Here is a 24158-nt window from a genome sequence, read left to right as displayed (position 1 = left end):
TTTTTACCTTAACGCCCGCTGCTGAATTTTGACACCACACCCAGCGAATTCTTATTCTCTACATTCCGGATGACAAGCACGCAGACCGGCCAGCCCGAGGGCATCAAACCTTGCGAGGTTGGCACCGCCATGACGCTGGCCGACCCATCGTTGATGGCAAAGGTCAGCACGACATCCGCCTGCGACGTCGCGACTGATTTCGCGAGATCCACAGTATCGTCAAAGGTCACGATGCTTTCGGTTTCAAGCCAGCTGGCAACATCCGGGTGATCGACCGCCGCGATGGTCAGCGGTTGCGCGGGATTGCCGATGGGTTCGGCACAGGTGGCGAACCATGCCCGCAACTGAGCCACAGCGGTGGATGCGCTGGCCGCCGCGCTGTGATCTGTGTCCGAGGCGGCTTCGATCACACAGACCGCCGCATCCGCAATCGCGCCCGCGCCGATCAACTGCGAGAGCGTGTCGCGTTCGTTCTGGGTGATCCATTTATTCAGCAACGGCGCGCCGACGATTTCGACACCTGCGGCCAGACGTCCGACGTCGGCTTTGCCAAGCTCGAACTCCGGTCCGTATCCCGCGCGTGTGATCTGTTGCACCAGATGTTCCGCGGCGGTCTTTTTGATGACAGACGGCGTCTTGCGGGCCTGTTGTTCCAATGCGGCAGAAAAGGCCGTTGGCGGGGCGACTTGCACCGGCGTGTCGGGTGCTGGCGCGTCCTCTTGCGCGAGGCGGGGGAGGGAGATGATAATTTCTGTCCCCACGTCTTCGCGGCTGAAGAACGTGATCTGTCCCTGATGGTGATCGATGATGACTTTGGCGATGGTCAGCCCCAGCCCCGTGCCCCCTTTGGACCGGCTGTCAGAACTGTCGCCTTGGGTGAACTTTTCAAACACCGACGCCTGCGCGGCAGCCTGAATGCCGGTGCCGAAGTCGCGGATCGAAATGCGCAGCTGATCCCCGACCGCGTGCAGTGCAATCAGGATCTCCCCGCCGTGTTCCGAAAACTTCACCGCGTTGGACAAGAGGTTATCCAGCACCTGCACCAAGCGTTTGGAGTCGCCATAGGTCAGCATTACATCGTCATCGGGGGTATCGACACGGCGCAACGATACGCCTGCGCGTTCGGCATAAAGCTGGTTCGGCACCAGTGCCGTATTCAGCGTCTCGGACAGGTTCAGCGTCTTCATCCGGAAATCAAGCGTGCCGGTTTCGATTTTCTCCATATCCAGAATACTGTTGATCAGCAGGATCAGCCGGTCACAGCTTGAGGCGGCGATGGTGATGAGCCCCTTCATCTTGTCAGGCAACTGCCCCGTGGCACCTGACAGCACAAGCCCCAAGGCCCCTTTGATAGAGGTCAGCGGCGTGCGCAATTCATGGCTGACGGTGGACAGGAATTCGGTCTTTGCTTTTTCGGCCACCTTGCGCTGCGACACATCGCGGTAGATCGCGATGAAGCGCGGTTCGTCCTGGGCGGGGCAGACATATTCAAGGCTGATGTCGTAGGTGATGCCTGATTTCGCCTCGACCTCCCAGGTGACGCGCCGCTCTGGCCCTTTGATAAGGCCGGCGCAGCGTTCGCGCAGACTGTCATAATCCCGTTTGCCAATCAGGTCGGACAGGCTCTTGCCGCGCCAGTCGTCGCTTTCATCATGTCGCATCAGGTGTCGTGCGACCGATGCATTGGCATACATCACCGCATAGGTTTGCGGCTGGAAGACAACAACATGGTCCTGCAACAGTTCCAACGTGTTGTTGAACCGCGCCTCTGACACGCCTTCGCGGGTCTTGGTCATATCCGAAGCGACAATCGCGATCTCGCGCAGCTGTTTTTCGCCGTCGGTGATCGGAATAAAGCTACATTGCAGCCAGACCGCCTTGCCGTCGGTTTTATGCAGAACGATGGTGCCTTTCCACGGGGTGCCCGACATCATGGCGGGCAAGACATCGCCCGTCAGCACACCGCGATTGCCGGCATCCATGACATCAACCAACGGCGTGCTGATCAGCGCCTCGCGGGACCGGCCGCTGGCCTGGACAAACTGGTCGTTCACATGGGTGATCGCGCCGTTCTGGTTCAGCATGCAGAACACGGTATGGGCCTCTACCGCGTTGCGATAAAATTGCTTGGACCGAACCTCCGACTTCAGCACATCCTTGCGGGCATGGGCCTGTCGCGCGTTTTCGCGCAGTTGGAAAATCAGGAACAACAGCGAAAACACGATCAGCAGCAATGTGCCCAACACCAGCCACTTGTAGGTTGATGCAATGCGCAAGGCGGAACGCTGCAGGTAATTCTCGTAGGGGCGTGCGCGCAAAGAGATCAGCAGCTCGTGCACCGATTGATAATTTTGCGGGGGCAGCCAGACGGTGCCACCGGCGGCAATCGCCTCGGGGCTGCCGGTATCTTGGCCCAACAGGGTGTCGACAAGAATGGTTAACGCCGCCTGCGGCACGCCGGGGATCGTCCCCAGCACCCAATCGGGGTACAACATGGTACTGGCCCAGAATGGATAGCCTGGATGATCGACAGGGGACACGGGGCGGAAATCGTTCATATCGATCACGCCGTCGCGGGCCAGCGCTTCGAGCACACCGGCGCGCACGACGCCGACATCCACCAGACCGGCTTGCACGGCATAGACGACCTCGCGTTGGTTCCCGCCCGAGAACAGCGCGCGGGACGCGATATCGTCGATATCCAGCCGGTACTTGCGAAACTCTTGCAGCGCGAGCTTCCAGCCGGTCATTTCATCGGCCGACACCCCCATGATGCTGCGACCCGCGATATCCGGGATGGCGCGAATATCGCTGTTAGCGGTGGTGAAGACGACGACGCTGGTTTTATCATAGACCTGTCCCTCCCACATCTGGGCGACAGAGAGCAGCGGGCGGGCGTTGCTTTCGACCTCTGCCACGACAAAGGCCGCGGGATCGACAAGGAAGAAATCCAGCGCGCCTTGCGAGATTTTATTGATCATTGTGGCGTCGGTGTAAGGCGCGATCTTGAAACGGTAGTTCAGTTCTGCGCCCTGTGCGGCGGTGTTCAGCGCGGCGGCCATTGGCAACCAGCTGTCCAGCGCGCGGGTGATCCCTTCGGAGGCGAGAATACCGATGGTGATGTCACGGGGCGCATCCATCGTGTCGGCCTGCTGACCAGCCGCCGGTTGCAGTGCACCGATCAGGGCGATAGCGGCACCCAAAAGCGTTCGACGCAGCTTGCCCCATCCCTGTTTCACGATTTTAGCGCCCGCCATATTCTCTTTCTGGTTCATCTCGTCGCTTTGCGGACACCGGAAAGCATAGTCAAAGCCCGCCTCCTGCTATCAAACATCACAACGTCAAACCACTTGTAAAAGCATCCAAAGCGATCGATTCCATTGCGCCCCCGCGGCATATGCTGCGGAGCATGGCAACTTGGATGTCGTCTGGTGCTGTCCTTTCACTACTGCTCTCACTGCGTTTTTTGCTGCGCCTCGTTGATCGGGCGCTTTTTGCAGTTGCGAAAAGGCTAGGCGGGGCGGGCTTTTTTGGCAATGGTAAACTCCGTTTCTGCCTGCAGGGCAGGGTGAATAGTGCCAGTGCAGCAGCAGATACCTATCCTTTGGGATAGCGCCATAGCCACAAGCTGTTTTGGACTACCCGCCTAGGCCCGCGACGCCCTTGGGATTTAGCGTTAATTTCATCTTAACAGCCACCAAACACAGGCTGCAACAAATCCAAGGTGAAGACGATGGCAAACGCAACATTCCTAGAACTGGCCCAGATCGCCAACAACTCCTCCCTGCGCGAGGCGGTTTTGGGTGCAGTACTTGGCATCCATGTTTCGGGAAACGCTACCGACTCCGTCTTGGACATCACGGCCGACAGCACCGCGCTTAAACTCGCGGCGGACCGGATGCGCTGCGCCCGCTATGTCATGCCGACAGATGCGGACCCGACGCAGGCCATCCAGATCAACGCTGGCTTCTCTCATGTGCAAGATGTCTGGGCCACGCCCCAGGCTGCACAACCCGACCTGACCCAGGAGACAATGACCATCGCCACGCCTGACTTTATCGTGGTACCCTCCGACACGCATATCGTCGTCAATAATTTTGACGTCGCCCGCGGCGATGCGATCACCTTCCTGGGTCAGTTTTCTTCCCGCGCCGATCTGCGCGCTGCCATGTGCCTGACCGGTTCCCGCGATTTGCGCGACGGTGACGTCATCATCACGATGGAAAACGGGGCCCGCGCGGTCTTCGTGGGTGTCGCTGCCCAGGCCGAAGATCTGATCGACGCCGTGTTTGATTTCTCTGCCGAAGGGCAGACAGCCTTCAAACTGGCCGACGCGCTGAACAACGCGACCTCGGCCGAGATCGACGCCTTTGTGACCGCCCTCGGCACCGATGAATTCGACCGCGCCTTTGGCGTCGGCAGCGCTGCGGTATTGCTTGCAAACCTCGACACCCCTGCCGCGACGCGTCTGTTGAATGTGCTCGAGGCGGAAGAACTGGACGAGCTGTTGCACAATGTCGGTGCCGGCACGCTCAAGCTGCTGCTCGAAGAGCTGACGCTGACGGAACTTGTGAACTTCCTGAGCGGCGTGAACGAGACGGTGGTCGGCGCGATGGCAGACCACATGGGAGCCACAACAATAGATGCCCTTTTGTGGGGCAAAAGCCCGGCAACGAAAGGAGGTATGCGTCAAAGTTAACTGGTTTGCCCTGTCAAGGCGGCATGCCTCGCCGCTGCCAGGGCCCGAGAAAGCACCGTGTTCGACCCGATATGATTTGAAAGGATTTAACAGCAGACGGGCATCGAATGCGGCGCTTTCCCTTTTTCGTGAACCCTCAACGCGCGAATTTCCGCGGGTTAGAGTTCATCAGCTTAATCGATTTTCGGGCCTGCTCCGGCCCTTACTACTTTGCCCTGTGGACCGGCCAAGGTGCCGGCCACGGGGGCTTTTTGCGTTTTCGAAGATGTAAGCCGGTGACATCAAACCGCCCCGCTGGGGCCTAAAGCCGGACGAGGTGATTATCCCACATCAGCGGTTTTTCCGGGTTCAACCTGCCAGAGAGGCGCTGAACGATACCGGTACCGCTGGTCACAACAAAATCTTCCGGTGCCGCGGCAACACCGCAGACATCGGTAAGCGCGATACTGCGAGTGTATGACGCGGTTGCTGCGTCAAATACCTGCACCAAACCGGCACGGGGCGAGGTTACGGCAATCTCGGACCCGTCGTCCGACAAAGCAATACTGCCGATGTACCCGTGCATATCTTCGGCACCGTCCAGCAAGAGCGGCGTCTCTCCTTGCTGATGCAGCCCGACAAGCGCGGGGGCATCGCCGTCGCCTTGCCATTGCATCCCGAAAGCGACACGCCCGTCGGACCCTACGGCCAGATGCCGGATCGAGTTGCGGTGCATGTCATGGGGCAGTTCTATCTGCTCTAGAATACGACGGTCGTTGATGTAGGTGAGGTTGGGCCGCATGGTGGGGATATTCAACTTGGCGCGCCCTGAATCGGGATGCGTATCAATCCCGCCGTTCGCCACGACCAGCGTGTCGCCACCGGGCAGACGTTTTATGTCATGGGGGCCGACTCCGCCGCTGGCAAATTCATCGACGCGCACATAGCCAAGCGCCACGTCCCAGACACCAATGCGCCCGATGCCGTTGGCATAGTCATTTTCGGTCGTGTAAAGCAGGCTCCCGTCGGCGGAAAAAGCTCCGTGCCCGTAGAAGTGCCGCCTCTCGGGCGCGTGCAGCGTGGCCTTGACCCGGCCCGACATGCAGTCGATCACCAGTGCGAAATTGCCGGGGCGCCGTGCAAAGGCGACAGCTTGCGGCTTGGACGGATGCGCCGCCGCCGCGTGGCCGCGACCGGGCAGGGGGATTTCGAACACCACCTCAAGCGCCGCGTCAATGCCGCAGAGCACAAAGCTGCCATCGCGCAGACCGGCAGCGGCAAGATAGGCCGGCCCACCCGCATCGGCCCAAGTAGGGGCGGGCACCAATCCTGATGCCAGCATCCCTGCAATGAAATGGCGGCGGTTGGTCATGGGGTCAATCTCCGTCCAATGCGTTAAAGCCCGAAGCGACGCCCAAATGCGGGCCCAGATCTTGGCGGGCCACATCGCGGATCGCGGCAACAGATTGCTGCAACACCTCTACACGCAGACGGGATTGCGGCTTGGCCGTTCCAGCGAACACAGGGTCGTCCAGGTCGGCAGCGATTGCCAGCGCCTCGTCAAACCGGTCGTCAAAGGCGGCCACCACGGCCACGTCATCCGCCGCCAACCGCTCCGCCAGATCCTGCAGAGAGGTGAGCGCGACCACGACATTGCGCAAAGACCGCCCCGATCGCCGCGTCTCTGCCCGATTGGGGCGCGGGCGGTCAAAGCTGCCCATGGGGCGTCCGATGCGGGTGTCGGCGGTAAACTCCAGCCCGAGGTTCAGCGCCTTGAAAAGCTCTTGCGCCGCTTCCTCGGTGCTGCGGTAGGGGCCTCCTTCGGCGGGCGTTGCAAGGGCCTCGGCATAGCCAGAGGTCCAGCCGTCCAGAATGGCTTGGGATTGCGTGGCGATATCGGCAGTTACCGTCTGCACCAAAGCGCAGCGATAGCCAGCATCGCCCATCGTGCTGATCTGATCGTCATACAGCAGGAACTCGAGCGCATAAAAACCGCGCCCCGCGATGGAAACATCGGCATAGGCCTGCGGGTCGCGGCCCACGGGATCGGCATCCGTGATCAGCCCCGCGAGCGTTTTGGGTGTGGCCCCACGGCTGTCGGGCCAGAAGGCCAGCGCAAAGGCGCGGTTGTCGGTCTCGGACGGGCCAAACCGCAGATGGCTCACCGCGATCCACGCGTCAAAGGCATCATGGTAGGCATTGCGCAACGCGGCGTCATCGGCAGCGCAATTCTGTTGGGCAACGTTGGCCAGTGCATCCGTACGCTCTGCCAGTGTGGTATAGCGGGGCAGGATGTGATGATCGACCACATCGCGCAAAACGGCGGAGCCTACCTCGGCCGCAGCACCCAATGGTGCGCAGAAAAGACCAAGGGCCAGGACCAGTTTTTTCATATTACAAACTTTCCAGATAGTGGATCAAAGCATCACGGTCTGCGGGTGGCATGTCAATGACGCGGTTCTTGGCGGGCTCGGCCTCTCCGCCATGCCAAAGCACGGCTTCCAGCAGTGACCGCGCGCGCCCGTCGTGCAGGAATTGCGTATGTCCCGATACGGTTTCGGTCATGCCAATCCCCCACAGCGGCGCGGTGCGCCATTCGGTGCCGGTGGCGCGGGCCTCGGGGCGGTGATCGGCCAAGCCCTCGCCCATGTCATGCAGCAGCATATCGGTATAGGGCCAGATCAGCTGAAAGCTTTGTTCGGGCTGGTCCTTCAGACGATGGGTGACAAAGCTGGGCTGGTGGCAGTCGGCGCAGCCTGTTTCATGAAACACCTGTTTGCCACGCAGCACCTCGGGTGTGTCCGCGTCGCGACGGGCGGGCACGGCAAGGTTGCGGCTGTAAAAGGTGACCAGATCCAGCCCTTCGGCGTCAATCTCGAACCCGCGCACGTCAGCGGCCCCATGAGGCGCGTTTACGCAAGCATCCTGAATGGTCGAACAATCGCCAAACGGATCGCCGAAGATCGGGTTAGAGATGCCGATATCGCCCGCAAAGGCCCCTGCGGATTGTTCGCGGATCGTGGGCATCCCGGCCTTAAGCCCGAAACGGCCCAGCATCGGCATGTTGTATTCCTGCGACCAGACAATATTGGCGCGGCCCGAAATACCGTCACTATCCGCGTCATTAGGGTCTGTCAGCGCCAGAATATCCGCAGCAGGGATCGCTTCGAGAAGCCCAAGCCCGATCATCTGCGGCGTCACACGGGGCGACAGCATCGCATCGGGGTGCAGCGGGCCATAGCCAAGATCAGCCGCGGTGTAAGTCGGTTGCCGCAAGGACACGACCTGGCCCCCCGACAGGGTCATGGGGATTTCGGTATAATCGACCTGCAAGCGGTATTCGGCACTATGCCCCGAGACGGCGAAATCCTGCATTTGCGTGCCGTAGGTGGGTTCGGCGAGCGTGGCCAGATACCCTTCGATCTCTTTGATATTGCCGGCGTCTTCATTGCCCGGAATAGACACGCGCAGGAACATGGAAATCGCGCTGTCGTCGGGGCCTTCGGGCGGGTGTCCGCGCCCGTCCTTGATGTGGCAGCTTTGGCACGACCGTGCGTTGAACAATGGCCCCAACCCGTCAGACGCCAGCGTCGAGGAAGGCGACGACACCCACAGCTTGCGAAACAGCCCATTGCCCAGTTTGAAGGTCAGCTCGTCCTCGAACGACATATTGCCCGAGGCCTGCGAAAACGCATCGGCATTCATGCGCGGGCGCACGGTGGCAGCGCCGCCGCTATTCACCTCGAACGGGCTGGGGGCGTCAAAACTGTCAGGAGGGGCGGTTACATCGGCGATACGGGCCGTTTCATCGGCGGTACGCGGGATGATATCCAGATGGGGTTCATCAAGCGGCCCGGCGTAGACCGGACCGCTCAGTAGGGGCAGGGACATCACCAGGGCCTGAGGGATAAAAGACCGGAGGAAATGCATATTCTGCCCTATTTCGATATTAGAAGGGGATCACCAGCGATGCCCCGACAGCGGTAAAGTCATTGCCGTCTACATCGTAGAAGCCGACGCCACCACCCAGCGACATATCATTCTCGAACGTGTAGTCTACACCCACGGTGATCAAATCATCGTAACCATTCGCGGTGTTGTCGATGCCGGTGTAGCTGGCAGAGTAGGCCCACGGCCCCTGAACGTAAGAACCGCCCAACGTCGCATAGCTGGAATCCTCGCCCGTGCCTGCGAACCCGTCGAAATAGGCCACTTCGGCGATCAGGTCGAAACCGTTGCCAAAGTCATGCGCCATCCCGATGACGGCCCCTTTTTCGTCGGATACATCGCTGTCACCCGCGGTCAGGAAACGCCCGCCAACCCAATAGGTCGTGTCGCCAACTTCCTGCGTGTACTGCAGCGCCACGTTGTTCAGCTTGCCGGTGTTACCCGCGCCGCCATCCGCGGTGGTGTTGCGGCCGCGCTTTGTCCCCAGCGAGTCGCTGAACGCCGTGTCATCCGCATAGAACAGCGCAAAGGACAGAACCCCGCCTGAGGCGGCGACAGGCATGTCGAATGTCGCACCGATCACTTCGGACAACTCATAGTCTTCGGCCAGCGATGTGCCGTAGAAACCGGGGGCTGCGTCCCATGCCACAGCGAAGGTCGGGCTTACTTTACCGACGCTCAGCTCGCCTGCTGCCAGATCAAAGCGCAGGCCAAGTTCGTTCACATAAAGACCCAGATCGTCGAACTGACGGGTTTCGGCCGGGTCTGTGACGCTTTCCAGGGTCACTTCACCAAACAGCGTGATGCTGGTCGCGACACCGGCTTCGAAGGCGAGCGACAGGCTGGCGTAGTTATCGGTCAACTCGCCTGCAGGATCATCGGATGTGACGGTGCTGTCGACGCCGATTTCAAACTCACCGCCCCAGACAAATGCCTGTTCTTGAGCCAAAAGGGGAGTGGCACCGGTCAGCGCCAAAGCGCAACCGGCGAGAGCTAGTTTCTTCATTCTTGTTTACTTTCAGTGGGAGGAGGAACTCATGAAAACGGGGTATTACTCGAACACGGCGCCGGGGCTATCGAGGCTGTCGGAGCCTTCAATCGCCACGTCATCCACACCCAGGGTGGCAACGACGCGTTCGATGGTCTTGGTCTGTGCAATCAGGGCGTTCACGCCGCCCATAACCAAGGCTTCGCCGCCCTTGTTGCCGCGCGCCATCATCTGGTCATAGGACATGCCCGCTTCGGCAGCGGTCTTGATCTGGCCAAGCTTGCGCATGGTGGTCGACAGGTTCAGCTGCATTTCCGCATCCAGATCGGCGTTTTCGGCAGCGACCAGATCGGACAGGGATGGGCCGGTGACCAGCGTGCCGTCGGTACGCGCATAGGCACCGAGGTACACGTTCTGGATACCCAGACCGTCGTAATAGTGGCTGTTGTGCGTGTTGTCCGAGAAGCAGTCATGCTCTTCTTCGGGGTCGTTCAGCATCAGACCAAGACGCATGCGTTCGCCCGCAAGCTCACCATAAGACAGCGACCCCATGCCGGTCAGCATCGCCGAGATCGCGCCGTCTTCGTTGTCGGTCAGGTTGGTGCGCGCGGCACCGCCTTCGGCCCATTGTGCAACCATATACTCCAGATCGGTCACGATCAGATCGGCAGCAGCCTTGAGGTACTGACCGCGGCGGTCACAATTGTCATTGGTGCAGTCGTCGCCCGTGGCGTAGTCTGTCCAGTCGCGCCCACCGGCCCCGTGTTCCGTGCCGTTCAGATCCTGCCCCCAGAGCAGGAATTCAACCGCGTGGTAGCCCGACGCCACATTGGCTTCATTCCCGTCGGCTTCGTGCAAGGTTTCGGCAAGGAAGTCGGGGGTGATTGTGCTGGCGTCAACTTCGGTGCCCGACAGTGTGAACGTCGGGTTCGCGATAACGTTCAACGCGGCGGCGGCGTTTTCATCGGTAGCCCCGCCATAGGAGGCGTCAACATAGTCGATCAGACCTTCGTCCAGCGGCCAGGCGTTCAGCTTGCCTTCCCAGTCGTCAACGATAGGGTTGCCGAAACGGTAGGCTTCGGTCTGCTGGTAGGGGACGCGCGCTGCCAGCCACGCGGTGCGGGCGGCTTGCATCGTGTCGGCGGAGGGCTCTGCGATCAGGGCATCCACAGCGTCGACCAGCGCTTGGGCTGTGATCAGGCTGTCGCCATAGGCGGCTTCGGCGATGTCGGCGTATGTGTCGATCACCTCGGACTTCTCTACCGCCAAAGCGGGGGAGGCCAAGGTCAATGCAAGCACAGAGGTCATCAAGCTGCGGGTCATACGTTCAGTTCCTTTTGACGGATCGCGCCTGCGGATGCTGTCGACAATTGCGGATCGACGGGCCGCGCCGGAGGCATGGAAATTATGCGCAATACCTGAACAGTATCGCGGGGAAGGTCAACCCGACAATTTTAGTAAGATAACTTTTTTGCCGCTCACGTTTTTGGCATCGCCCAAAAAATACGCGGTGATCCTAGGGGCTTACTATGTAAGGCGTGCGCCTTGCGGCAAAGTGGGGTCAGAGGCATTCAACCGATCAACGGCAAATCCTGCTGCGGTCTTGTACTGCGCCATATACTCGGCCCGTTCCTGAGGAGGGATCACGTCGTCGATTTGGTCAAAGGCACCGCCACAGCGGTCGTTGACCATGTTCAGCAACCCGAAAGGACCGGCCCCGCGATTGCGCAGGATGAGCTCTGATATCGGTCCGCAATAAGCGTCGTCAAAACTGCGCAGTGCCGCGGGGGTGACCCCGTCTTGCAGGAAGCGCGCGCACAGATGGCGGGCGTCCATGATCGCCTGGCTCGCGCCGTTCGATCCTGTGGGATACATGGCATGGGCCGCGTCGCCGATTAGGGCAACAGGGCCGTCGACCCACGTGGGGATCGGGTCACGGTCGATCATCGGGTTCTCGTAAATCTCTGTCGCGCCGCGCAGCAGGGCGGGGACATCCAGCCAATCGTAAGTCCAGCCGTCAAAGTGATGCGCGAAATCTGACAGCTCCGCCGGACGGTACCAACCGCTTTTGCGGTCTTCGGTCTCGTCCAGCGTAACCTCGGCGATCCAGTTGATGGTGGCATAGCCGTCGGCATCGGGGGCTGAAATGGGATAGATCACCATGCGCTGACGGTGATCACCAAGCCCGACAAACGAAGACCCCGTGCGCACCGGTTTTGCCCGCGAGGTGCCGCGCCACATCAAAGCACCACCCCAGTGGATCGGCGGCTGATCGGGATGCATCTGCGCACGCACGGCGGAATGTATCCCGTCGGCACCGATCAGCAGGGTGCCCTCGGCATGTGTCTGTGACCCGTCGGTACGGGCGATATGCGCGGTCACGCCACCCGCTGGCCCGTGGGTGTATCCGGTGATCTTGGCACCAAGCTGCACGGCCTCGGCACCAGCGCGATCCACCAGCGTTTGATACAATAGCATATGCAGCTGGCCCCGATGCGCGGCATATTGCGGCCAGCGATAGCCTGCGTCGGTGCCGCGCGGCTCTGCGTAAATCTCTTGCCCCTTCTGCCCGACCAGCGCCCATTCCTTTGCGGGCACGCCGATTTCGTCAAGCTGCGCTTCGGTCAACCCCAGATCAAAGAGCTCGCGCACGGCATTGGGCTGGATGTTGATCCCCACACCCAGCGGTTTCAAGCTGCGCACCTGTTCATAAACGGTGCAGCGCAGGCCAAGCTGGTGCAGCGAAAGCGCCAGTACTAGGCCGCCGATACCGCCGCCTGCGATCAGGATATGGGGTTGGGTCATGGTGCAGTTCCGCTTTCGACTAGGGGCATTTCGTTGCGCGACGAACGTCCTACATCATGGTGCGGAAATCAATGGGATGTCTGGGAAAGCGGGGCACATCCCGGATCGCCGGAGCGCGAGGCGCTGCAACGGCAGATGGCTCGTGGGGGCCGGAAGCGCAAAGGACCGTTTAGGCGGATTCCAACGCGGATTGTTCGGCAATCAACGCTTCGGAGGATTTCAGGAAGTCATCCAGACCAAAGATAATCTCGGTCGGGCAGTTGGCGATCTTGCCCTTGGGGCCATCCAGATGCGCGTCAATCGCCAGCTCGTTGTCGCGCGCCACGGTGCCCAGATCGTCGAACCCCAAAGAACCGGCCGTGCCTGCGATCTGGTGCAGAATGGTACGCGCTTCGGCGAGGTTATCGTTGATCTCTTGCAGCGTGCTGCCTTCCCAGGCGGCAAGCGCGTGCTCGGCCAGCGCACGCTGGCGCTGCTCTAGCATATCGAGGAACCGCGCGCGAATACGCTCGATCCCCGGTAACTCCAGCTTCTTGTGCATCACGCTGTTCTCCCCACATTCCAGAAGTCGTTCTGGACCTTCTGGTAGTTGGCTGTCGCTTCTTCGGCAGAGGCATGCGCCTCTGACAGCGCATCCATGACCGAGGAATTTGTCTTCCACATCAACCGCACCGCCTTGCCGGCGCAAATACGCGGGTTGATGTGTTGACCACGGTTATCGAACAATTCGGTTTTTGCCAGCGAAATGTTGATATTATTCGCCAAAAGCTTGGGATCAGGGCGCCAGCCGCTTTCTGTGATGCACACAAACGTGCCGCCGCCTGCGTAAGACATGAGGAACTGGCAGCCTTCCAGCGTATCCGAAATGATCTCTCCGACATCGCTGAGCATGCTGCAGAATTCAAAGTTCGACATGTTTTCGTGGAAGATTTCGACATCGCGGATGTTGAAGGCAAAACAGATCGACCCGAACAGGTCGCTGCGCGACAATTGCTGCACATAGTTCTCAAGCGCCATGAACTCGATCAGGTTGTTCACATCATGGATCGCCATCGGCTCGTGCAATTGCACGGCGCGTTCGGGCCGACCGTCGTGATGGGTAACCGCCTTGGCCGCGAACACTTTGCTCGTGCGGGTCGCCAACCCTTCAACCGCGCGTTCAACCAGCGACAGCCGCGCCTTAAGCTCGGTCATTTCGAACGGCTTGGTCACATAGTCGGTCGCACCGGCAGAGAAGGCGGCGTCGATATAGGATTTTTCGGACATCGCGGTCAGCATCAGGATCGGCGCATCCATATATTGCTTCATCGCACGGATCTGGCTGGCCAGCTGGATACCGTCGGTGACCGGCATCTGAATATCCAGAAGGAAGCTGTCGAACGGGGCGCGGGCGTTGTCCTTGATCGCCTCAAGTGCATCGGCAGCGCATTCGGCAGTGACCAGTGTATGGTCTGTCATGCCTTCAATGAAATGCGACAAAAGCTCTAGGATGATTGGGTCGTCATCTACCGCAAGAATTTTCATTTGTTTGCCTTACTACTTGTCCGTAACAGCTCGGTATGGCTGTTTCTGTTGCTTTCTATCTGATGGCGAAACTTGTCATAATTGGGGCGATCTCGGTTAAATACTTAGGCATTTAGGCTAATTAGATGTTCGTTTGAGCAGTTGAATAGACGAAAGGGACCATTCGATGACGCCGGCGCAGAGCAAGAAAAATAAAGCCGATTCAACGATTTTCGGCACAACGCCAGAGGGTGAAAAGATCGTCCGGCATCAGATCAGCAACGGCGGTACGTCGATTTCCGTTTTGTCTTGGGGGGCAACGATTCAAGAGCTTCGCGTCATGGGGGAATCGCATTCGCTGCTACTGGGCGGGCGCGACGTGGCTGCCTACCTTGGCAGCATGCAGTACTTTGGCGCGGTGGTCGGCCCGGTCGCCAATCGCATCGCGGGTGCAGAGATGGAGATTGGGGGCATCCGGCATCAGCTTGATCAAAACGAAGCAGGGCGGACCACGCTGCACAGCGGCGTCGCGGGGTATTCCGGCCGGAACTGGCGCTTTACTAATGTCACCCCCACGGGCTGCCGGCTTGAGCTGCACCACCCCGACGGGTTGGGCGGGATTCCCGGAAATATTAACGCGTCAGTTACATACACGATTGATAATGCGGGACATCTAGAGATCGAGATGACCGGCGCGGCGGATCAACCGACCTATTTCAATCCCGCCTTTCATGGCTATTGGAACCTATCAGGATCGGCGGATCTGTCGGATCACCGCCTGATGGTGCCCGCGACAAGCTACCTTCCTGTGGATGACGCACAACTCCCGTTAGGCGCGCCCGTTCAAGTGGCCGGCGGTGAATTCGACTATCGCCAGGCGCGCGCAATCGGGCCGGTGCTGGATCACAACTTTTGCCTTTCCCAAGGCGGGGACCAGATGGTGCTTGCCTGCCGGTTAAGCACTCAACGGCTGCAGTTGGATGTGTTGACAGATCAACCTGGGGTGCAGCTCTATAACGGCGCGCATATTGATACAGGTGCGGATCTGGGCGTCGACGGGGGCAGCTATGGGCCACACGCAGGGCTCGCGATCGAGCCGCAGTTCTGGCCCGATACCCCGCACCACCCCGAGTATCCCGATTGTTTGCTGCTGCCGGAAAAGCCCGTGCGCTACCGATCCCGGTTCGAGCTTCGCTGCATTTGACAGCTTTACCGTGGTAACCTCACGTTTTTTTGGGGCAGGGTCGAATTGACACTTGGTTCAAGATGTATCAGTGCGCTATATAATAAGGTAAACATATTAAAAGCGGACAAGACATGCGTACCAAGATCAACCCCGACAGCTTTGGTTTCCTTATCAGTGACATCGGCAGGCTCAGCCGTGGCGTGTTCGAGCGTGAGATCGAAGCCGCCGAGCTTCCTGTGACGGCGGCAGAGGCACGGGTGCTGGCGCATATGGCGCGCTGCGGGGCGACGCGCCAGCATCGGCTGGCTGAAAGTCTTGGCATGACGCCGATGAGCCTCACGGGGTTTCTGGACCGTCTGGAAGCGGCAGAGCTGATTGCCCGTACCGCAGACCCGAATGACCGCCGCGCCAAGATCGCGTCCCTGACCCCGCGAGCCAATGACATCCTGTCGCAGATCGCACAGGCCGGTGCACGGGTAGAGACGATCATTTCGGAAGGATTGACGCCAGAGCAGTGGCAGACCTTCCGCGCCACGGCCCTGACCCTGCGACAGAACCTGTCGGCCTCCCGCGGGGCGACGTGCAAATCCGAGGCCGCCGAATGACAACGCCCATTATGTCAGAACGGCGGGTCAGTCTGATCGGCGCGCTTCTGGTGGCCATCGGACCTGTGTCGATGGCCTTGTATACGCCCGCGATGACAGAGCTGGTGCGCGTCTTTGACACCACGGAATCCGCAATCAAGCTGACGCTGACGCTTTATTTCGGGGGCTTCGCCTGTGCGCAGCTGATCGCGGGGCCGCTGTCGGATGCACTTGGACGGCGCCCGATCACGATTGCCTTCATGGCGCTTTATTGCGTGGCCAGTGTCGCTGCGACCCTGTCGCCCACGGTAGAGGTTCTGATGGGCGCGCGTTTCCTGCAAGGCATCGGGGCCTCCGCGGGGATCGCGATCTCGCGGGCATTGGTGCGGGATCTGTTCACCGATGACCGGTCGTCGCGGATCATGAACCTGATCGGGATTATTCTAGCCCTTGGTCCGGCGCTGGCCCCGACCATCGGGGGGCTGATGCTGCCGGTGTTTGGCTGGCAGTCGATTTTCTTGCTGATGACCGTGATCGGTTTCCTCGTGATCTGGGTCGCGCTTTTTTCCATGAAAGAAACCGTGACCGCAGAGCCCTCGCGCCTGAATTTCAAGGCGCTTGGCCGGACCTACAAGGCTTTGCTCAGCAATCCGCAGTTCCTATCCGCCGCTTTGGTGATGGGTGGTGCCCTTGGCGCGCTCTATGCGCAGGCGACATTCCTGCCGTTTATCCTGATGGACGAGGTCGGGCTGACGCCTGCGCAATTCGGGGCGTCGATGTTGGCGCAATCGGGCAGCTTCTTTACCGCGTCCTTGTTGGTGCGCCAGCTGATGGGCCGGTTTTCGGCAGAGCGGCTGGTCGGGCCGGGGCTGGTGTTTGTGGCCTTGGGCAGTCTGGGGACGTTAACCCTGCTGCTTTGGCCGCCGAGCTTTCTGCATGTGATGGTGCCGGTCGCGACCTATTCTTTCGGGATTGCCTTTGTGATGCCTGCCATGTCCACCGCGGCACTTGCCCCCTTTGGGCGGGCTGCGGGGGCGGCGGCGTCGATGCTGGGCTTTATCCAGATGGGGTCCGGTTTGCTGGTCGGGTCGCTTGGTGCCTTGATGGGCAATGCGCTTTTGGCTATGGCGACCTTGATCCCGATGATGGGCGCGGTAGCTTGCGTGTCGTTTCTGGTTTATCGCAAGATCCAGCCTCGGCCCGCAGCCGCTGCACCGGCAGAAACCCGTGCCACCTGCGGGCCCAAGGTGACGGCGCCGTCGCCCGTGTCGGCACCGGAAAAATAGGGCAATTTGTCCGCCCCATCCACAGCACCCCGCGGTGGTGCTTTCGATTTGAACTAAAAGACAGGATCGTCAGAATGTACTCCTTGATCTCCGGGCTGCGCTGCGCCGCCCTTGCAACGGCTATTTGTGTGGTGTCTGTCCCCGCAACGGCGCAGCAGGGCGAACGCCCGCCCGCTGCCGTCACCGTCATGACGATGCAGCCGCAGGATGTGCAGCTTGCCACGACCTTGCCCGGACGCGTTGTCGCCTCTGCCGAGGCAGAGGTGCGCCCGCAGGTAGCCGGCATCATCACAGAGCGTCTGTTCGCCGAGGGTGAGCCCGTGGCGGAAGGCGATGTGCTGTTTAAAATTGATCCCATCGTTTACGAGGCCGCTGTCGCGCAGGCGCAGGCATCGGTCGCGCAGGCACAGGCGCAAGCCAGCTCTGCCGAGCGTGAAGCCAACCGGCTCGAGGAACTGTCCTCGCGCAATGTTGCCAGCGATCAGGCGCTGGACGCGGCGGTAGCGGCACGCGACAGCGCGGCGGCTTCGCTTCAGGCGGCGCAGGCGGGGCTGCAATCGGCCCAGATCGAGCTGGATCACACGCAGGTCCGCGCCCGTCTATCAGGCGAGATCGGGCGATCCCTAACCAGCCCCGGTGCCTTGGTGACCAACAGTCAGGCCAGCCCGCTGGCCGTGATCCGCAACATTGATCCGGTCTATGTCGATGTCACGCAATCAGCGGCCGAGCTGCTGGATTGGCGGCGCGGCAATGCAGAAAAGCGCCTTGGCGATACCCCGCGTGAGGTCAAGCTGACGCTGGCCGATGGCAGTATCTATGACCAGACCGGTACGCTGACCGCCGCCGAACCGGATGTGGACCAGCAAACCGGTGTCGTCGTGCTGCGGATGGCCTTTGACAACCCCGACCGTCTGCTGCTGCCAGGCATGTATGTGCGCGTTGAAATGCCCACGGGGATCGCGAAAGGTGCCTTCCTTGTCCCGCAAGAAGCCGTAAGCCGCGACCGTCGCGGGCAGCCGCTGGCGTTGGTGGTGAACGGCGACAACGTCGTCGAACAGCGCCAGTTGACCGTGCTGCAGGACCGCGGATCGGACTGGATCGTGAGCGAGGGACTATCGGCGGGCGACCGTGTGATCGTGATGGGTCTGCAAAAGGCCGCGCCCGGTGCCCCTGTCACCCCGCAAGAGCAAGCCGCCCCAGCCGCCAAGTCCGAGGACGCCGCACCGGCACCTGCCGAATAACCAAAAGCCGGAGCGTTTTGCATGGCCCGTTTCTTTATTGACCGCCCCATCTTTGCGTGGGTGATTTCGATTTTCATCATGGGTATCGGCGTCTTGTCGATCCTCAACCTACCCGTGGCGCAATACCCGCAGATCGCGCCGCCCTCGGTGGCTGTGCGCGCGTCCTATCCCGGCGCCTCGGCGCAGACGGTGGCCAATACGGTGACGCAGGTGATTGAACAGCAGATGACCGGTCTGGACGGGCTGCGCTATATTTCGTCGTCGTCCACCAGCGAAGGCGGGGCGAGCATTACGCTGACCTTCGAGACCGGCACAGATGTCGATATCGCGCAGGTGCAGGTGCAGAACAAACTGTCGCAAGCCTCGTCGTTGTTGCCGGAACCGGTGCAGCGGCAGGGGATCACGGTGCAAAAATCCTCTGCCGGCTTCTTGATGGTGATCGGGCTGATTGGCGAGAACGGGAAGTATGACGCCACCGACCTTGGCGATTACATGCAATCCAATCTGGTGAACGAGATTAGCCGCGTCGAAGGCGTGGGCAGCGTACAAGTGTTCGGGGCGCAATACGCGATGCGCATCTGGCTTGATCCGGTGAAGCTCGCCGCGTTTGAATTGACCCCGTCCGACATCGTGGCAGCGGTTTCGGCCGAGAACGCCCAGATTTCGGCGGGATCCTTTGGCAGCCGTCCTGCCGTCGAAGGGCAGGCGCTGAACGCCACGATCACCGCGCAATCTCTGCTGACAAGCCCAGAGGATTTCCGCCAGATCGTGCTGCGCGCGGAAACCGACGGCGGGCTGGTGCTGCTGAATGATGTCGCGCGGGTAGAGATCGGGTCGGAAAGCTATGCCACGATCTCGCGGTATAATCGCAATGCGGCGACCGGCATGGCGGTCAGCCTTGCCCCCGGCGCCAACGCGCTGGATACAGCCGCCGCCGTCGAACAGCGGATCGAGGAACTGTCGGCGTTCTTCCCCGAAGGCGTGAGCTATGTCGTGCCCTTCGATACGACGCCCTTCGTGAAAATCTCTATCGAAGAGGTGATCAAGACCCTGATCGAGGCGATCGTGCTGGTCTTCATCGTGATGTATCTGTTCTTGCAGAACATCCGCGCCACCTTGATCCCGACGCTGGCGGTGCCGGTCGTATTGCTGGGCACCTTTGGCGTGCTCGCGGCCTTTGGCTTTTCGATCAACACGCTGACGATGCTGGGCATGGTGCTGGCGATTGGTCTGCTCGTCGATGACGCGATTGTGGTCGTCGAGAACGTCGAACGGATCATGGAGCAGGAACACATCGGCCCGCTTGAGGCGACGCGCAAGTCGATGGACCAGATCACCGGCGCTCTGATCGGGATCGCGGTGGTTTTGTCGGCGGTCTTTGTGCCGATGGCGTTTTTCCCCGGCTCGACGGGGGTAATCTATAAGCAGTTCTCGATCACCATCATCTCGGCGATGACGCTGTCTGTGGTGGTCGCCTTGACCCTGACGCCCGCGCTTTGTGCGTCTCTGCTCAAGCAGGGCAGCCACGAGAAGCGGCGCGGATTTTTTGGCCTGTTCAACCGCGGTTTTGACAAGACACTTGGTGGGTACACTGGCACGGTGGGCTGGCTCGTGCGGCGACCGCTGCGGGTCGGGCTGGTCTATCTGGCAATCATCGCGGCGATGGTGTTCTTGTTCATGCGCACGCCCGCAGGCTTCCTGCCGGCCGAGGATCAGGGCACGCTGTTCACACTGGTGCAGGCCCCCACGGGCGCGACGGCGGAACGCACGCTCGAGGTGATCAAACAGGTCGAAAACTACTATCTGGAAAACGAGGGCGACGTCGTTGAATCCGTCTTCGGCGTGGTGGGTTTCAGCTTTGCGGGCCAAGGGCAGAACCTTGGTCTGGTCTTCGTACGACTGAAAGACTGGGAGCAACGCACAGAGGCGGCGCAAAGCGTGCAGGCGGTGGCGGGGCGGGCCTTTGGTGCCTTCAGCCAGATACAGGACGCGATGGTCTTCCCCATCGTGCCGCCCTCGGTCAGCCAGCTTGGCAACGTGTCGGGCTTTGATTTCTACCTGCAAGGCCGCGGCGGTCAAAGCCACGAACAGCTGCTGGAGGCACGTAACCAGCTTTTGGGGATGGCGGCGCAAAGCCCGCTGATCGCCTCTGCCCGCCCCAGCGGGTTGGAAGATGCGGCGCAGTTCAATCTGGATATCGACTGGCGCCGCGCCGGTGCGATGGGGGTCAGTGCCACGGATGTGGGCAACCTGCTGACCGTCGCCTGGGCGGGTCGCTATGTGAACGACTTTGTCGATGAGGGGCGGATCAAACGGGTCTATGTGCAGGGCGAGGCCGCGGCCCGCGCGACCCCGTCGGACCTTGAGAAATGGCGCGTGCGCAATGACAGCGGGGGGCTGGTGCCCTTCTCTAACTTTGCCGAAGGAAGCTGGGCGTACGGGCCGCAGGGGGTGAACCGCTATAACGGTATCCCCGCGATGCAGATCCAGGGTTCCCCCGCCGAAGGGGTCAGCACAGGCGAGGCGATTGCAGAGCTTGAACGTCTGGTCACCCAGTTGCCCCCCGGCTTCCAGATCGCCTGGACCGGGTTGTCCTTGGAGGAACAGGAATCCGGCAACCAGGCCCCCTTGCTGTACGGTCTGTCCCTGGCGGCGATCTTCTTGGCGCTGGCGGCGCTTTATGAAAGCTGGTCGATCCCCTTTGCCGTGATGCTCGCCATGCCAATCGGCATTTTGGGAACCTTGACCGGCGCCTATCTGGGCGGGTTCGAAAACGGGGTTTTCTTTCAGGTCGGGCTGCTGACTGTGGTGGGTCTGACGGGGAAAAACGCGATCCTGATTGTCGAGTTTGCCCGCGACAGACGGCAAGAGGGCGAAAGCATCTTTGACGCCGCTGTCGACGCCGCGCGGCAACGGTTCCGCCCGATCATTATGACCTCTATGGCGTTCTCGCTTGGGGTCCTGCCGCTGGTGCTCAGCACCGGTGCGGGGTCCGGTGGACGTACGGCGATTGGGGCCGGTGTGCTGGCCGGTACGATTGCCGCAACTGTTCTGGGGGTTCTTTTCGTGCCGTATTTCTTTGCGATGGTGGCGCGTTTCACCGGCAAGGATCCGGTCAAGGACACCACCGGCTAGGCACCACCTTGCTTTGATGAAGTCAGGACGGAGGCAACGGCGCGTTGCCTCCGTCTTTTGTATTGTGGCACATTGACGCGCTGCTGTTGCGGGCTAGTTCCCTCTGCGAGGGAAGCCCCAACATTCCACGCCAGCAGCCAACATCCAATAGGAGGAGCCAGCATGATAAACTTTACCCTGAACGGCAAAGAGGTGAGCGTCGACGCGCCCGATGACACGCCCCTCTTGTGGGTGCTGCGTGACGACCTGCGGTTGACCGGCACGAAATTCGGCTGCGGTATCGCGCAATGCGGCGCCTGCACGGTCGAGCTGAACGGCATGACCCGCCGCAGCTGCGTCACCCCGCTTTCTATGGTTGAAGGCTCCTATGTGACCACGATCGAAGGTGTCGACGGGCCAGAGGCCAAAGCGGTTCAAGCGGCATGGGAGGCGATCGACGTGCCTCAATGCGGCTGGTGCCAATCCGGTCAGGTGATGAGCGCCACGGCCCTGCTGCGCGAGATCCCGAACCCCACGGACGAGGATATCGACAATGCCATGGCCGGCAACATCTGCCGCTGCGCCACCTATGTCCGTATCCGCGAGGCGATCAAGAACGCCGCCAAAGAGCTGGAGGGGTAAGCCATGACCAATCTTAATCTTTCTCGCCGCGGTTTTCTGTCTACCGCTTCTGCCGGACTGGTGATCGGCGTTGTTCTACCCGAAAAATCGCGCGCCCAGTCCGGTGCCGCGACCGCCTTTGACCCGGCGGCCGATCCGGCCACATTCGCGCCGAACGCCTTTGTTCGTGTCGCCCCCGATGACACGGTGACGGTGCTGATCAAACATATCGAATTCGGGCAAGGGCCGAACACCGGCCTTGCGACCCTCGTGGCCGAGGAACTGGATGCCGACTGGTCGCAGATGCGTGCCGAAAGTGCGCCTGCCAATGACGAACTTTATGCCAACACGCTGTTCGGGTTGCAGGGCACAGGCGGGTCCACCGCGATGGCGAACAGCTATATGCAGATGCGCAAGGCCGGTGCCGCCGCCCGCGCGATGCTGGTTGATGCCGCCGCCGCCGAATGGGGCGTGCCCGCGTCCGAGATCACGATCTCGAAAGGGCGGATATCCCACCCCAACGGGACCGAGGCAGGCTTTGGCGCCTTCGCTGAAAAAGCCGCAACCATGACCGCCCCCGCCGAACCCAAGCTGAAAGAGGCCAAGGATTTTATCCTGATCGGCACCGATGTGCCCAAGCTGGACACCCATGCCAAGACAACCGGTCAGGCCGAATACACGATGGATGTCTACCGCGAGGGGATGGAAACGGTCGTCGTGGCGCACCCCCATAAGATGGGCGCCGTTGTCGCCAGCTTTGACGATACCGACGCGCTGAAGGTGCCGGGTGTCATCGCGGTACGTGAAATCCCGCAAGGGGTCGCGGTCTATGCCAAGACCACCGGTGCCGCGCTTAAAGGGCGCGAAGCATTGCAGGTGACATGGGATGACAGCAAAGCCGAAACCCGGTCGAGCGCGCAGATCTATGCGGATTTCTCGCGTGCCGCTGCCGAAGGCGGTCGTGCCGCGGAAGAGGTTGGCGATGCCATGGCGGGGATCGACGGGGCCGCGCAGGTGATCGAGGCGGAGTTCCACTTTCCCTATCTTGCCCATGCCGCGCTTGAACCGCTGGACGCCGTGCTCGAGGTCACGGACGGCAAGGCGGAGCTTTGGATGGGCTCGCAATTCCCGTCGCTCGACAAGCCAACGCTGGCCGCCACCTTGGGGGTCGATCCATCGGATGTGCAGATCAACGTGATGTTCGCGGGAGGCAGCTTTGGCCGCCGCGCGCAGCCCACGGCCCATGTCGCCGCCGAAGTCGCCGAGATCGCGAAAGCCGCGGGTGGCAACGGGTCGTGGAAACTGCTTTGGACGCGCGAGGACGACATGATCGGCGGCTATTACCGCCCGCTGACCGTGCATAAGATGAAGGGCGGTCTGGACGAGGACGGCAATATCGTCGGGTGGCATGACGTGGTGGTGAACCAATCCATCATGGCCGGTGGTCCGATGGAAGGCATGATGAAAGACGGCATGGACCCCACGTCCTACGAGGGGGCCACCAAGATGCCCTACGACCTGCCCGCGCTGAAGGTGGATTGGGTCCGGCAGGACAGCCCCGTCTCCGTGCTCTGGTGGCGGTCGGTTGGCCATTCGCATACGGGTTACGCGACCGAGGTGTTTCTGGATCAACTGCTTGAAGCAGGGGGCAAAGACCCCGTTCAGGGGCGTCTGGATCTGATGAAAGGCGACGCCGGTCGCGACCGTGGCGTGTTGGAGAAAGTGGCCGCGCTGGCGGGTTGGGACGGCACCAAGGTGAAGGGGGATCGTGCCTACGGCGTTGCTGTGCACGAAAGCTTTAACACCTATGTGGCCCAGATCGTCGAAGTCTCGGATCAGGGCGGCTTTCCCAAGGTGCACAAAATCTGGTGCGCCGTTGACTGTGGCGTCGCCGTGAACCCCAATGTCATCCGCGCCCAGATCGAAGGCGGGGCGGGCTATGGTCTGGGATCGGTGCTGTTCGACGAGGTCACCCTTGGCGAAGGCGGTACCATCATGGAACGCAACTTTGACACCTACCGCATGCTGCGCATCAACGAGATGCCCCAGGTAGAGGTCGCTATCGTGCAAAGCGATAACGACCCCACCGGTATCGGCGAACCGGGCCTGCCACCCGTCGGTCCGGCAGTTGCAAACGCGTGGCGTGCCCTGACGGGGCAAGCTGTTACCAAACTGCCCTTTACCAAATCTGTAGGAGTGTAAGT

17 protein-coding genes are annotated in these 24158 nt (G+C 60.9%); 8 read left to right on the top strand and 9 right to left on the bottom strand.

Annotated elements, in window-relative coordinates:
* Positions 1–8: 8 nt before the first annotated feature.
* On the bottom strand, positions 9–3275 hold the full coding sequence (locus tag AB1495_RS16650) for an ATP-binding protein (RefSeq protein WP_074636843.1): 3267 nt from the start codon (positions 3273–3275) through the stop codon (positions 9–11).
* Positions 3276–3733: 458 nt separating this feature from the next.
* Here AB1495_RS16650 and AB1495_RS16645 point away from each other — a divergent pair, with 458 nt between their 5' ends.
* Positions 3734–4699, top strand: a complete 966-nt coding sequence (locus AB1495_RS16645) for a hypothetical protein (RefSeq protein WP_074636841.1) — start codon at positions 3734–3736, stop codon at positions 4697–4699.
* 301 nt (positions 4700–5000) lie between these two features.
* On the opposite strand, the gene AB1495_RS16640 is transcribed toward AB1495_RS16645, so the two are convergent.
* From AB1495_RS16640 to AB1495_RS16605, 8 genes are all read right to left on the bottom strand, one after another.
* Complete coding sequence (locus AB1495_RS16640; protein ID WP_074636839.1) at positions 5001–6050, bottom strand: DUF1513 domain-containing protein; 1050 nt, start codon at positions 6048–6050, stop codon at positions 5001–5003.
* A 4-nt stretch (positions 6051–6054) separates the two neighbouring features.
* Positions 6055–7071, bottom strand: coding sequence for an imelysin family protein (locus tag AB1495_RS16635; RefSeq protein WP_074636838.1), 1017 nt, complete (start codon positions 7069–7071; stop codon positions 6055–6057).
* 1 nt (position 7072) lies between these two features.
* On the bottom strand, positions 7073–8569 hold the full coding sequence (locus AB1495_RS16630) for a di-heme oxidoredictase family protein (RefSeq protein ID WP_074636957.1): 1497 nt from the start codon (positions 8567–8569) through the stop codon (positions 7073–7075).
* 58 nt (positions 8570–8627) lie between these two features.
* Positions 8628–9632 (bottom strand): hypothetical protein, encoded by a 1005-nt coding sequence (locus AB1495_RS16625; protein WP_074636836.1) that lies wholly within the window; start codon positions 9630–9632, stop codon positions 8628–8630.
* 45 nt (positions 9633–9677) lie between these two features.
* Positions 9678–10937, bottom strand: coding sequence for an imelysin family protein (locus tag AB1495_RS16620; protein WP_074636834.1), 1260 nt, complete (start codon positions 10935–10937; stop codon positions 9678–9680).
* Positions 10938–11141: 204 nt separating this feature from the next.
* Entirely contained in the window at positions 11142–12419 is a 1278-nt protein-coding gene (locus AB1495_RS16615; RefSeq protein ID WP_074636833.1) for a flavin-dependent oxidoreductase, read from the bottom strand.
* A gap of 169 nt (positions 12420–12588) precedes the next feature.
* Entirely contained in the window at positions 12589–12960 is a 372-nt protein-coding gene (locus AB1495_RS16610; protein WP_005849092.1) for an Hpt domain-containing protein, read from the bottom strand.
* Positions 12960–13943, bottom strand: a complete 984-nt coding sequence (locus AB1495_RS16605) for a PleD family two-component system response regulator (protein ID WP_037966605.1) — start codon at positions 13941–13943, stop codon at positions 12960–12962. The genes AB1495_RS16610 and AB1495_RS16605 overlap by 1 nt, the downstream gene beginning before the upstream one ends.
* Before the next feature lie 166 nt (positions 13944–14109).
* Between AB1495_RS16605 and AB1495_RS16600 the strand changes: the two genes are divergently transcribed.
* The 7 genes from AB1495_RS16600 to AB1495_RS16570 all read left to right on the top strand — a co-directional run bounded on the left by AB1495_RS16600 (position 14110) and on the right by AB1495_RS16570 (position 24156).
* On the top strand, positions 14110–15126 hold the full coding sequence (locus AB1495_RS16600) for an aldose epimerase family protein (RefSeq protein WP_074636831.1): 1017 nt from the start codon (positions 14110–14112) through the stop codon (positions 15124–15126).
* A gap of 113 nt (positions 15127–15239) precedes the next feature.
* Positions 15240–15713, top strand: coding sequence for a MarR family winged helix-turn-helix transcriptional regulator (locus AB1495_RS16595; protein WP_009824313.1), 474 nt, complete (start codon positions 15240–15242; stop codon positions 15711–15713).
* On the top strand, positions 15710–16978 hold the full coding sequence (locus tag AB1495_RS16590; RefSeq protein WP_074636829.1) for a multidrug effflux MFS transporter: 1269 nt from the start codon (positions 15710–15712) through the stop codon (positions 16976–16978). The genes AB1495_RS16595 and AB1495_RS16590 overlap by 4 nt, the downstream gene beginning before the upstream one ends.
* 74 nt (positions 16979–17052) lie before the next feature.
* The gene (locus AB1495_RS16585; RefSeq protein ID WP_074636827.1) at positions 17053–18219 is read left to right on the top strand and encodes an efflux RND transporter periplasmic adaptor subunit; all 1167 of its coding nucleotides are present in this window, start codon (positions 17053–17055) and stop codon (positions 18217–18219) included.
* Positions 18220–18240: 21 nt separating this feature from the next.
* On the top strand, positions 18241–21354 hold the full coding sequence (locus tag AB1495_RS16580; protein ID WP_074636825.1) for an efflux RND transporter permease subunit: 3114 nt from the start codon (positions 18241–18243) through the stop codon (positions 21352–21354).
* 162 nt (positions 21355–21516) lie between these two features.
* Positions 21517–21975: a (2Fe-2S)-binding protein gene (locus AB1495_RS16575; protein ID WP_009824309.1), complete on the top strand. Its 459-nt coding sequence runs from the start codon at positions 21517–21519 to the stop codon at positions 21973–21975.
* Positions 21976–21978: 3 nt separating this feature from the next.
* The gene (locus tag AB1495_RS16570) at positions 21979–24156 is read left to right on the top strand and encodes a xanthine dehydrogenase family protein molybdopterin-binding subunit (RefSeq protein ID WP_074636823.1); all 2178 of its coding nucleotides are present in this window, start codon (positions 21979–21981) and stop codon (positions 24154–24156) included.
* The last annotated feature ends 2 nt before the right edge of the window (positions 24157–24158 follow it).

It is taken from the genome of Sulfitobacter pontiacus (assembly GCF_040790665.1).
In the GTDB taxonomy this organism is placed as follows: domain Bacteria; phylum Pseudomonadota; class Alphaproteobacteria; order Rhodobacterales; family Rhodobacteraceae; genus Sulfitobacter; species Sulfitobacter pontiacus.
Note: the sequence above shows the minus strand (reverse complement) of the source record. Positions and strands in the feature narration are given on the sequence as shown.